11 protein-coding genes are annotated in these 10,702 nt (G+C 53.9%); 3 read left to right on the top strand and 8 right to left on the bottom strand.

Annotation, left to right across the window (positions count from 1 at the left end; all coding sequences use genetic code 11):
* Window positions 1-316: 316 nt before the first annotated feature.
* Window positions 317-2,602, top strand: a complete 2,286-nt coding sequence (locus V6Z81_11325) for a DUF3604 domain-containing protein (GenBank protein MEG9863058.1) — start codon at window positions 317-319, stop codon at window positions 2,600-2,602.
* Between the two features lie 69 nt (window positions 2,603-2,671).
* Window positions 2,672-3,490 (top strand): hypothetical protein, encoded by an 819-nt coding sequence (locus V6Z81_11320; GenBank protein ID MEG9863057.1) that lies wholly within the window; start codon window positions 2,672-2,674, stop codon window positions 3,488-3,490.
* A 31-nt stretch (window positions 3,491-3,521) separates the two neighbouring features.
* Here V6Z81_11320 and V6Z81_11315 read toward each other — a convergent pair whose 3' ends face one another.
* From V6Z81_11315 to V6Z81_11295, 5 genes are all read right to left on the bottom strand, one after another.
* A complete protein-coding gene (locus V6Z81_11315) occupies window positions 3,522-4,694 on the bottom strand; it encodes an ATP-binding protein (protein ID MEG9863056.1) in 1,173 nt (390 codons plus the stop codon).
* A 107-nt stretch (window positions 4,695-4,801) separates the two neighbouring features.
* Complete coding sequence (locus V6Z81_11310) at window positions 4,802-6,682, bottom strand: DUF3604 domain-containing protein (GenBank protein ID MEG9863055.1); 1,881 nt, start codon at window positions 6,680-6,682, stop codon at window positions 4,802-4,804.
* Between the two features lie 209 nt (window positions 6,683-6,891).
* The gene (locus V6Z81_11305) at window positions 6,892-7,083 is read right to left on the bottom strand and encodes a hypothetical protein (protein MEG9863054.1); all 192 of its coding nucleotides are present in this window, start codon (window positions 7,081-7,083) and stop codon (window positions 6,892-6,894) included.
* 49 nt (window positions 7,084-7,132) lie between these two features.
* A complete protein-coding gene (locus V6Z81_11300; GenBank protein ID MEG9863053.1) occupies window positions 7,133-7,282 on the bottom strand; it encodes a hypothetical protein in 150 nt (49 codons plus the stop codon).
* Between the two features lie 49 nt (window positions 7,283-7,331).
* Entirely contained in the window at window positions 7,332-7,481 is a 150-nt protein-coding gene (locus V6Z81_11295; protein ID MEG9863052.1) for a hypothetical protein, read from the bottom strand.
* A 356-nt stretch (window positions 7,482-7,837) separates the two neighbouring features.
* Between V6Z81_11295 and V6Z81_11290 the strand changes: the two genes are divergently transcribed.
* Window positions 7,838-8,092 carry a type II toxin-antitoxin system antitoxin, RelB/DinJ family gene (locus V6Z81_11290; protein MEG9863051.1) on the top strand — a complete coding sequence of 85 codons (255 nt, stop codon included), beginning with the start codon at window positions 7,838-7,840 and terminating at the stop codon, window positions 8,090-8,092.
* 22 nt (window positions 8,093-8,114) lie between these two features.
* On the opposite strand, the gene V6Z81_11285 is transcribed toward V6Z81_11290, so the two are convergent.
* From V6Z81_11285 to yghU, 3 genes are all read right to left on the bottom strand, one after another.
* Complete coding sequence (locus tag V6Z81_11285) at window positions 8,115-8,240, bottom strand: hypothetical protein (protein ID MEG9863050.1); 126 nt, start codon at window positions 8,238-8,240, stop codon at window positions 8,115-8,117.
* A 91-nt stretch (window positions 8,241-8,331) separates the two neighbouring features.
* Window positions 8,332-9,759 carry an MFS transporter gene (locus V6Z81_11280; GenBank protein MEG9863049.1) on the bottom strand — a complete coding sequence of 476 codons (1,428 nt, stop codon included), beginning with the start codon at window positions 9,757-9,759 and terminating at the stop codon, window positions 8,332-8,334.
* Window positions 9,760-9,800: 41 nt separating this feature from the next.
* Window positions 9,801-10,637, bottom strand: coding sequence for a glutathione-dependent disulfide-bond oxidoreductase (yghU, locus tag V6Z81_11275; GenBank protein MEG9863048.1), 837 nt, complete (start codon window positions 10,635-10,637; stop codon window positions 9,801-9,803).
* Between the last annotated feature and the right edge of the window lie 65 nt (window positions 10,638-10,702).

Below are 10,702 nucleotides of genomic sequence, written 5' to 3'. Positions count from 1 at the left end.
TGCAGTTGCGGGTCCATCAGCCCCGTTCCGGCCGGAGCTCCGCCGCCACCGCCCCCGCCGCCGCACGCCCCGAGCGATGTCAGCGCAAAACCAAGAGCCAGCGCCGCCGCTGATCCGTATTTTCCGGTTGTTTCAGACCCCATGATCACGTCCTCCTGTATGGATAAGGTACCCCGTATATTGGGTGTCCCTTATATCATTTCCGCCTTGATATGGCAAAATCAATGGCAAGGGTGCGCCTCTATGGTTCCTCTGGTATTGGTAAAGACGGACCTCTATAATAGAGACCGGCCCACCGGAGAGAGAGGAAAATTTGATGCGTAAAGTCCTTTATACCATTGCAGGTCTGTTAGTTTCGATTGTTGTCGTCGTGGGGGGCTATGTGCTGTCTGCCACCTTCGGTCTGCTGGGCAATCATTGGGGGCCGGGAGTCATTGAGGGGCAGGCGCTCCCCAAAACCATCGTGTCACAGCGGACGACCGTGCAAAGAAGGGCGGCGCGTTCTTTGGGTGTGTCCGCCCCCAGGCAGATATTGTTTGGGGATTTGCACGTCCATACCACCTTTTCAACGGATGCTTTTTTTCTGTCGTTGCCTATTTTGGGGGGGCGGGGTGCGAGCCCTGTCGCGGATGCCTGTGATTTTGCGCGCTATTGTTCGTCGCTGGATTTCTGGTCCGTCACCGACCACGCCGAGGCGTCTTCGCCTCAACGCTGGCGGGAGACAAAAGAGTCTATCCGTCAGTGCAATGCCATGGCGGGCGATGACCGCGACCCGGATGTGACGGCTTTTCTGGGCTTCGAGTGGACCCAGGTCGGGCCAACGCCCGAAGACCATTACGGCCATAAGAATGTTATTTTCAAAGAGCAGGATGATGATGCTGTCGCGGCGCGTGCCATTGCCTCGGCGGGTCTTTCCGGTACGACCCTCCGGAGCGGAACGGGGGGCTTGTTGCCGCCGATTATCCCGTTTCTGGATTTTGACAACCGGCAGATCTATTATGATTTCGTGACCTTCGCACAGGAGGCGGCATCCGTGCCGGCGTGTGATGCGGGGGTGCCCTCTAAAGATTTGCCGGCTGATTGCTATGAGGAGGCGGCGACACCGGCTGATCTGGTTGCGCGCCTTGAATCTCAGGGAGTGGAAAACATCATCATTCCCCATGGGACGACGTGGGGTTTCTATACGCCGCCCGGGTCCGGTTGGGATAGACAGTTGAAAGCCGAAATGCGTCCCGAGGCCCAGACCCTGATAGAGATCATGTCCGGCCATGGCAATTCGGACCGCTATAAACCGTTTCTGGCGTCTGCTTTATCGGACGCATCAGGGGCAGGTCAGGGGTATGAAAATTATGTCTGCCCCGAACCGACGGGGGACTATTTACCGTCGTGCTGGCAGGCGGGAGAGATTATTCGCGGGCGCTGTATGGATGAAGGATTAGGCGAAGAGGAGTGTGACTCCCGCGCCGTTCAGGCGCGGCAGAATTATGTTTATGCGGGCGTCGGCGGTCATCTGACCGTTCCGGGAGCCGTTGCGGAGGACTGGCTTGATTCCGGTCAATGCCGTGATTGTTTTGTGCCGTCATTTAATTACCGCCCCAAAGGGTCGGCGCAATACGGGTTGGCGGTTGCCAATTTTGATGATCCGTCATCGCCGCAACGGTTTCGCTGGGGCTTTATTGCCGCCAGCGACAATCATTACGCCCGGCCCGGAACGGGATATAAGGAATATGACCGGTTCTACAACACTGAAGCGGCGGGAGGTGTGACGCAGCAATGGGCCGACCGGTTGCGCGGTGCGGCTAAAGAACCCGTGGCTGAATCCGCAGCGCTCTCTCTGGATGGACTGGGGGAGCTGGGAGGCTTTCAACGGCTGGAGTTTGAACGTCAGGCGTCGTTTTTTGTAACCGGAGGACTGGCGGCCGTTCATTCCGAAGGCCGCACGCGGGATGAAATATGGGCCGCCATGAAGCGCCGGGAGGTTTACGGCACCAGTGGCCCGCGCATTATGTTGTGGTTTGATCTGGTGCAGGGCGGGGGTGCGTCCGACGCGCCTATGGGGAGCGAAGTGGACGTCCGCAAGGTACCGTCTTTTCGGGTGCGTGCTGCAGGGTCTCTGAAGCAAAAACCCGGCTGTCCTGACTTTGCCTCCGCAGGCTTGCCGGCGGAGCGCCTTGAGACGCTGTGTAGCGGCGAATGTTACAATCCGTCCGGTGAGCGTCATAAAATTACGCGCATCGAGGTTATACGCATCACGCCTCAAAACGATCCCGGTGAGGACGTTGCAAATCTGATTGAAGACCCCTGGAAAGTCATTCCCTGTACCGGCAGGGGAGGGTGCACCGTCGAGTTTAAAGATAATGCTTTTATGAAAGACGGGCGTCACCGGCTTTATTATGTGCGTGCCATACAGGAGCCGATGCAAACCGTAAACGGGGCCAATCTGCGTTGTGAATATGACGAAGAGGGAATTTGCGTCAAGGTCAACCCGTGCCATGGTGATTACCGGACACCGGCATCGGAAAATTGTCTGTCCCCTGTCGAGCATCGTGCGTGGTCGTCACCGATTTATGTGAATCATCCGCGGAACACGCGTGGCGGATGAAAAAACTAAAAAGGAAATAAGGTAACCCGCATCTGGACGGCTTTTTTGCAAATAAAGAAAGAGGGCCACATGCAACATTTTATCGGCAAAATTGGTGCGGCCTCTCTCCTTCTTGCTCTAACCCTTCTTGCACTGACGTTGGCTGTGCCGTCCGCGTCCCATGCTCAGTCCCGGTACAATAGCGTACAGCCCGAATACGATAGCCCTCAATCCCGGCACCGGAACCCTCTGCCCCGGTACGATAGTTCTCAATCCCAATTCGATAGCCCCCGGTCAGACTACCCGGTCAAGCCCTTCATCGATGCGTCCTTTGGCCTGATCAGGTCAGACAGCGGCTTCATCACCGGAACCACGACGACCACTACGGTAACCGGGGCAAAAGTTAACGAATACGGCTTCCAGCTGTCAGTCGGGCTCAGACACCGGTACGGTTTTCTGGCCGGCCTGACCTATTTTGGCCTGTCCTCCGATGATGACGTAGATGGTGAATTGGGGCCCCCCCGGAGTGACAATTCCATTCCCGACGGCAATACCCGTCCCAACATTGCCGAGAGTCTGGCCATGTCTGAATCCATATCATTCGGTCCGTTCATCGCCTACGACGTTCCCGTTCCGGGTGCCGACCTGTTTTCCGTAACCCCGAAACTGGGCGTTCATTTCTGGAATGTTGATGGAAACCTTTCAAGCGGCGGTCAGACGATTAACCTGAGCGATGATGGCAGCGATGTGTACTACGGTGTTGATGTGTCATACCGCATCCGGAGCGCGGACAACCCCATGTGGAACAACCCCGTATATGTCAGTCTCGGCTGGGACCGCTTTACATTTTCTTCGGACATAGAGGATATTGATTACTTTCATCTGGGCCTTCAGGTACTTTTTTTCTAGTGTCAAAACAGCCGGTGAACAACCATCACTATCAACCGTCCCTCAATTCTTCAATGAAATGTGCGAGCGATAGGATGGTTGTATCATGGCTGGTGGAGAATTTGTCTTCACCGGTATAAACGACAAATTTCCGTTTCGCCTGTAAATCCTCACACGCTATATGAAACCCCTTTTTAAGGCTTGGTGTCCGGCTGGCCTTGATTTCGACGGCCCAATATTCATTCGGTCCGAATTCAATAACCAGATCAATCTCGGCTCCCGCTGCTGTGCGATAGAAAAAGGGATGAGCACCCGAAGGCAATGCATTAATAATAGTTTCAATGACAAATCCTTCCCGGCTTTTACCCAGAATGGGATGCCCTAACAGCGCCTCGTAGTCGGGGATTTGCAGTAACGCATGCACGACACCGCTATCCCGCACATAAGTTCGTGGCGATTTAACCAGCCGTTTTTTGATATTCCCATGCCAGGGCTCCAGTCTGCGAACCAGTAACAGATCAACCATAAGGTCCAGATACCGGCTGACCGTTACACTCTCCACACCCAGAGAACTTGCCAGCTTCGAGGCGTTCAGCAGTTCGCCTTGTGTATGCGCAAGCATTGTCCAGAAGCGCATAAGTGTGGCGGCCGGTATACGTGGACCCAGCTGGGGGATATCACGCTCCGGATAAGTCCGGATGAAGTTCTGCCGCCAGCTATGGCTGGTGTGATCGTCTGCGGCAGCATAGCTGTCCGGGAACCCGCCGCGCATCCAGAGTTGTTGTAATGGCACTCCATCGGGTTTTTCGATCTCAAAGGGATTCAGCCCCGTCAGCTCTGAGTAGTGAATGCGGCCGGCAAGGCTCTCGGAGCTTTGTTTAAGCAATTCATTTGAAGCCGACCCGAGAATCAGAAAGCGGCCATTGCCCCGCCCCTCGCGCCGTCTGGCGTCAATGATACCGCGCAATGACATAAACAGGTCGGGATAGCACTGGATTTCATCAAGTATGGCCAGCTCATCGGCATGAAGCCCTAAATAATGGGCCGGGTCTTTCAGCTTCTGAAAATCCTCCGGGTTTTCGAGGTCCAGATACACCGAGGGTTTTCCCCTGGCAATCTCATGGGCAAGAGTTGTCTTGCCAATCTGGCGTGGCCCAAGGATGGCCACGGCGGGATTTTGGCTGAGACTGTGAATAATTTTTTGTGTCAGCTCTCTTTGATACATCCTTGCAATTTTAACACACAATATTAAATTTACAAGGGTCAAAATAGCCGATGGCTGTTTTGACGAATACTACACAAACCTATCGATGACCGGCCATCAATTCTAAATTACCGCACCCATATCGGTGACGACCACGCCATTTCGGTAATGACCGGCGGCACAAGATTAGGCGGTGCCTGCCTGAGTCGAAGGCTGTCATAAGTTGACCACCGGCAGGTCGGGTTTTGAATCACGCGCGCATAGTAAAACGCTTTCTGCCCGGGGCGGTAATCCGTATCGGTCCACATCGTTTTCAACTCTGCGTCACCGAAATTTTTTCCGTACTCGCATGTGTCCGTATTGACGCCGGCGATCGTCGGGAAGCAGCGTCTTGTTTCCGGGTCTATCGCGCGTCCGTCGGCGCAAATCACATCCTGCACGGATTCGAAACTCTCGCCGTTTTCAACCCAGCCCTTTATAATTTGCACGCGGTCCAGCGGTGCATTGAGCGGGTCCTGTATTGCGTGGACCAGAAAGCGGGGCGGCACATTAGCGCCCGGCAACACCCCGCCCATGGGCACGCCGTCTCTATACGCCGTCTCGAGCAGGGTGGCGCTGTCCGCCAGATTGGCGTCATAGGTGAAACTGCCGAAGAACCGCAGTCTGATGCGCGTCCCGCTGGTGGCATAGACCTCTTTGCGCTTCATGGCCTCAAACAGGGCATCTCTGGTATTCTCCGGTGCCCAGATCGCCGCCAGCCCTCCCGGATTATTGAACAGAATTCTGTAATCTCCCGCCGGCCCTGCGCTGAGACGTCTTTCGGCCGTCGCACTGATCAGACCCGTCGAACCGCGGTAGTCCCACTCTTCAACATCCCCCGGCGTTGAATTGTGGTTATCGGTAGCCCCGATCATGCCGAAATCAAGCGGATTGAAACCAAGTTCATTCTCAAGTTGCAGACCTTTTTTCAGACCGTCACGCGCCATTGATGTCGGCTTCACACAGCCTGTCGTCTGACCGTCCTCGCAACGCGGCAGGAATTGCTCGAATGCACATTCTTCATCGGTGGTTCCCACGCCGAGTGCGCATTCCGAATTGCCTTTAATCTGATACATCTCGACCAGAGGCTCAAACCGGTCACGCATGCGCCAGTCGGCTTCGGAATAGACGTCACCGTCAATCGTGTGATTGGCGAAGGCCAGCCCCCATGTCTTGTTCAGGTTGTGCGGAATGGTAATAAACTCGCAGGGTGACTCGCATCCGGCCTGCAATTGTTTCCAGAGATCAATCTCGGTCGGCGCGTCAAAAGCAGATACGGCACTGTCCGGCACACTGTCGCCGCGAAAGATGATATTGCGGTGAATTTTTCCGCGGTCGGGAAGCGGCGGCGAATATTCGTATGCTGCAAAGGTCGTAAACCGGCCCGGATCATTATGCGCCTTGGCGGTGGCAACAATCTCGGCCCATGTTTCCCTGGCGAAAATCCTTGCCTCCGCATCTTCCGCCTCGCTCGTCTCTGCGACCGGCTCCGGCGGGCGCTTCTCTCCGGCTTCGCGCAGTTTGAGGAACAGGTTGATATTGGGCCGTTCCATTTGTGCGCAAAGTTCTCTCATCGATTGTCCGGTAGTGGACGAGGCGCATTGTCGGGGCAGGGCAAACCCTTCGGCGTGATCGGTAACGGCGGCAAAATCCAGCGGCACGGCGAGCTGCATTGTCTCGCCGGCCCGTGACTTGACCTGTTGGCCTTTTGCAAACTGATAGCTTTGGTGTGGTGTCAGACGGTTGCCGAAAATATACGAGTCGAAAGAGAAATGCGTATGAAGGTGCAACTCTCCGAAATACACATTATGAAGCGGATTGACTGCGGGCATGTCCCGCGTCTGGCTTGGCGGAATGGTAAAGGCACTTTCATCTTCGGCCTGAACCGCCCGGTGCATTCTTTCGATATCGGCATCGCTTATGATCGCCGCCGCCATGCGGTTCTGCACCCAGTAGTTTCCGCCCACCACGGCCGCGCCGCCGAGTAGAATGGCTAAACCTGTCCAGTGATACCACCGCATAAACTATACTCCCCGTTCTTCTTCCGGGTTTATAGTATGTGCGGCTCAGTTTTATTGCAATAAAAGTATGATGGTTGTTGAAAGGGCGTTCCGGTTACTGCTGCACCGGCCTCACCGCTCCGGCAAGTGGCGTAGTGGCATAATAGGGAATCTCCGGTTTAAAGAGTCTCCGGATCTTCAATTAACCACCAATCCCACTGTCTCCGTTCACCTTCATCTTGCCCGCAATCACCGCCATAATAACATTTATATTCGTCAGCGGCATTGGCGGTCGTAACCGTAAAAACTGCCGGTCCGCTAAAAGCAAATGCCGTCATGATTGCGAAGGTCATAGCCGTTAAGTTCTTCATCGTCTTTTTCCTTTCGTTAATGCCGGAACCTGAATCTTTGTTCAGGAGATTAGCAATATTTTTCTTTTTCCGATTCAATATTCATGGCACTGAAGCAGTAAAGGTCAGCGGCATTGGCGGTCGTAGCCGTAAAAACTGCCGGTCCGCTAAAAGCGAAGGCCGTCATGATTGCGAAGGTCATAGCCGTTAAGTTCTTCATGGTCTTTTTCCTTTCGTTAATGCCGAAACCTGAATCTTTGTTCAGGAGATTAGCAATGCTTTTCTTCTTCCGATTCAATACCCATAGAGTTGAAGCAGTACCAGTCCCCGGCATTGGCAGGAGATGACGTAAAAACTGCCGGTCCGCTAAAAGCAAAGGCCATTACAAAAGCGATAGTAAGTGTTGATAAATAATTCATGCTCTCTCTCCGTATAGGTCTGTTCATCTGGGTCAAAGTAGAGTGTACGATACCGGTTATCTGTATAAAAGCACATAGTTCAAACGGTCAACCCGTCCATCTTGCCCGTCGGTTCTGCCGGTGGCCGAACCGACAAAGATGGACGAATATCTCTGACCATCAGTATTAACCTGTGAGTCTTTTGCTCCGTGCTGGACGAATACTTCTGACTCTCAATGACGAATAATAATGACGAATAATCTTGACTAATGTATTTGAAAAAAACCCGCAATCTGCTAGGGTATAATCAGTTATTTCCCTTATAGTCCCATAAATTCTTATAGACTCTTATGATTTCTCAATATTAGGAGGCCGTCATGTCTAATTATGTCAGTACTATTGGTACAGAAACAAAACAAAGAGTCGGTAAAGCATCAAACAAGGTGGTTTCATCGGTATCGTATGCTATCCGTTCGCTCATGTTTCGAATGACTGGAGAGCATCGACTTCCCTTTGAAGTCAAGACACCTAGCGAAAGTAGTCGCAAAGCATTGAGTGAAATTGCTTCCGGCGAAACAGATACTTTCGATTCCGTCGATGAGCTGATGGCGGATTTGCGTGCGGAGGACTAGACGTACCAAATCATTCAAGGGTTCAAACGGTCAACCCGTCCATCTTGCCCGTCGGTTCTGCTGGGTCAAATCGTCCGGCGAACGATTTGACGAACCGGTCAAAATAGCCACCGGCTGTTTTGACAGATGGACGAATATCTCTGACCATCAGTATTAACCTGTGAGTCTTTTGCTCCGTGCTGGACGCTCTGCTTTAGCAGCGGCGAAGCCCATACTACAGACCTATCAGTAAACGAACACTATCCACGTTCAGAAACCTGCCGAAGATTATCCTCGTGGACCGCCCGGTCAATTCTGTAACGGTAGACAAAGGTGATGGCGAACGCATACAGGAAGATCAACAGCGGCGCATAGACGAACGCCCAGCGGGCCAGGGTCGCCTCATCGAGCGAGCCGGGTTCGGCCGTTTCGGAAATCCCTACCATGACCAGCACCAGGCTGGTCATGAAAATGCCGAGCCCCGAAACGGATTTTTCCAGAAACTTCCGTGACGCGAAGAAGATCCCTTCGGAGCGTCGCCTTGTCACTTTTTCGCTGTCCTCGACGACATCGGCAAACATCGACGTAATAGTGATACCGGCAGCGATAAACAGCCCGAGATCAATGGTCACCATGGTAATCAGGGTCGGCAGCAGCGCGGCTGACTCGTTTTCCGGAAACCATCCGATCACCCGCAGTATGTAGGGAACAGGCGCCAGTGAAGCGGCTGTCACAAAGAAAAAGATGGCCGCTTTTTTCTTGCCGATCCTGCGCGCCAGTCTTGACGTGATGATGAACGCCATGATTGCACTGATAATCAGGAACATGTTGAGTATGCCGATCTGCTCTGACGTGAAACCCCAGAACATGGTGTAAAGGTAATTGGCGGATGACAGTTGCAGCCCGCCTGCCGTAGATGCAAACAGCGTTGCTCCCATCAGGGCCAGATAGGACCGGTTTGACAGTGTCTGTTTGAGTTCCTGCGCGGTCCGGCGCGGGTCAAATGGCCGCTTTGGCGGAGGAGACTTGAACGTGGGAATGCGGTTATGCGTACCCAGAGAAGAGATCAGAATGGCGGTAAACATCAAAACCGCACCCAGCGTACCGTATTGAATATATCCGTCAGGGTTCATCAGCCCCGTCGAGAACTCTTCCGTTTGCGGGAAGAAAAACACATACGAGACAATCGTGAACAGAATGCCGCCCAGATAACCGAACAATCCCCTGAACCCGACCACCTTTGTGCGTTCGTCATAGTCGGAGGTGAGTTCGGCAATGAGCGAGGTACTCGGCACCTCGAAAAAAGTAATCAGCGTTCGTACCAGTATCGCCATGACCAGCAGGTAGGTGAACATGGCCTCCGGTGTCAGGTCGGGCGGAGTCCAGAGAAAGAAAAAACTGAGAGAAACCGGGAGCGCCGAGAAATACATGACCGGATGGCGCCGTCCCCAGCGCGAGTGCAGATTGTCGGAAATGTGACCGACCAGCGGGTCTGAAATGGCGTCTATGATCAGCGCCAGCATGATGGCCAGCCCGACCTGTTCGGCCGGCATGCCGACAACACGGCTGTAGAAGAACAGCAGAAAGACCGTAAAAGCATTGTCCTTCACGCCGTATGCGACGGCTCCGAAGCCGTAGGCGAGTTTTGTGGCAAGGGGGAGCGATCCTGAGGTCGTGATGGTTGACATGGTCGGCTCTCCTTGTGCTGCGTTGCGGTTTCGGCGTCCGGTTACTTTATATCGTCTGCGCTGTGCCGTTCGGGAACTCTTTTTTCTTCAGGACCCCAGACCCGGTTGACCCGTCTGCCGCGTTTCACGGCAGGGCGTGCTTCCATGGCCTCGGCCCACCGGATCACATTCTTGTAGGAGGCAACATCCAGAAACTCGGACGCATCGTAAATATTGTGCAGCACCAGAGCGCCGTACCAGGAATAGTTCGCCATATCCGCAATGGTATAGTCATCCCCGCACAGATAGTCATTCTCTGCCAGACGACGGTCCAGAACGTCAGCCTGCCGTTTGACTTCCATGGCATAGCGGTTGATGGGGTACTCCTGCTTGGTCGGCGCGTAGGCATAAAAATGACCGAACCCGCCGCCCAGAAACGGCGCGCTTCCCATCTGCCAGAATAGCCACGACAGACACTCGGCGCGGTCCGGCTGCGCGGTCGGTAGAAAGTGTCCGAATTTTTCTGCCAGATACATCATGATTGCGCCGGATTCGAAAACCCGGGTCGGTGGTGACGTACTTCTGTCCAGCAGGGCGGGAATCTTCGAGTTGGGATTGACCGCCACAAAACCGCTGCCGAACTGTTTGCCTTCGCCGATGTTAATCAGCCACGCATCATATTCTGCGCCGCTCTCATCCAGCGCCAGCAGTTCTTCGAGCAGGATGGTGACCTTGACACCATTGGGTGTGCCGAGGGAATAAAGCTGCAACGGGTGTTCGCCGGTTGGCAGTTCCTCGTCGTGAGTGGCACCGGCGACGGGCCGGTTGATATTGGCAAAATTGCCTTCCGTGTCTTTTTTCCAGGTCCAGACTTTGGGGGGTACGAATTCTTTTGCCATGATTGATTCCTTTATGTTGTTGGGTCCGTCTCTAAATCTGTCAAATCACCCGTGTCAGAACAGCC

This window comes from Parvularculales bacterium (assembly GCA_036881865.1).
Classification (GTDB): domain Bacteria; phylum Pseudomonadota; class Alphaproteobacteria; order JAPOUT01; family JBAJNM01; genus JBAJNM01.
This window is presented reverse-complemented; position numbering and strand designations above follow the sequence as displayed.

Coding starts and splice junctions, on each gene's coding strand:
- V6Z81_11325 (MEG9863058.1), top strand. CDS start 317: ATGCGTAAAGTCCTTTATACCATTGCAGGTCTGTTAGTTTCGATTGTT.
- V6Z81_11320 (MEG9863057.1), top strand. CDS start 2,672: ATGCAACATTTTATCGGCAAAATTGGTGCGGCCTCTCTCCTTCTTGCT.
- V6Z81_11315 (MEG9863056.1), bottom strand. CDS start 4,694: ATGTATCAAAGAGAGCTGACACAAAAAATTATTCACAGTCTCAGCCAA.
- V6Z81_11305 (MEG9863054.1), bottom strand. CDS start 7,083: ATGAAGAACTTAACGGCTATGACCTTCGCAATCATGACGGCATTTGCT.
- V6Z81_11300 (MEG9863053.1), bottom strand. CDS start 7,282: ATGAAGAACTTAACGGCTATGACCTTCGCAATCATGACGGCCTTCGCT.
- V6Z81_11295 (MEG9863052.1), bottom strand. CDS start 7,481: ATGAATTATTTATCAACACTTACTATCGCTTTTGTAATGGCCTTTGCT.
- V6Z81_11290 (MEG9863051.1), top strand. CDS start 7,838: ATGTCTAATTATGTCAGTACTATTGGTACAGAAACAAAACAAAGAGTC.
- V6Z81_11285 (MEG9863050.1), bottom strand. CDS start 8,240: ATGGTCAGAGATATTCGTCCATCTGTCAAAACAGCCGGTGGCTATTTT.
- V6Z81_11280 (MEG9863049.1), bottom strand. CDS start 9,759: ATGTCAACCATCACGACCTCAGGATCGCTCCCCCTTGCCACAAAACTC.
- yghU (MEG9863048.1), bottom strand. CDS start 10,637: ATGGCAAAAGAATTCGTACCCCCCAAAGTCTGGACCTGGAAAAAAGAC.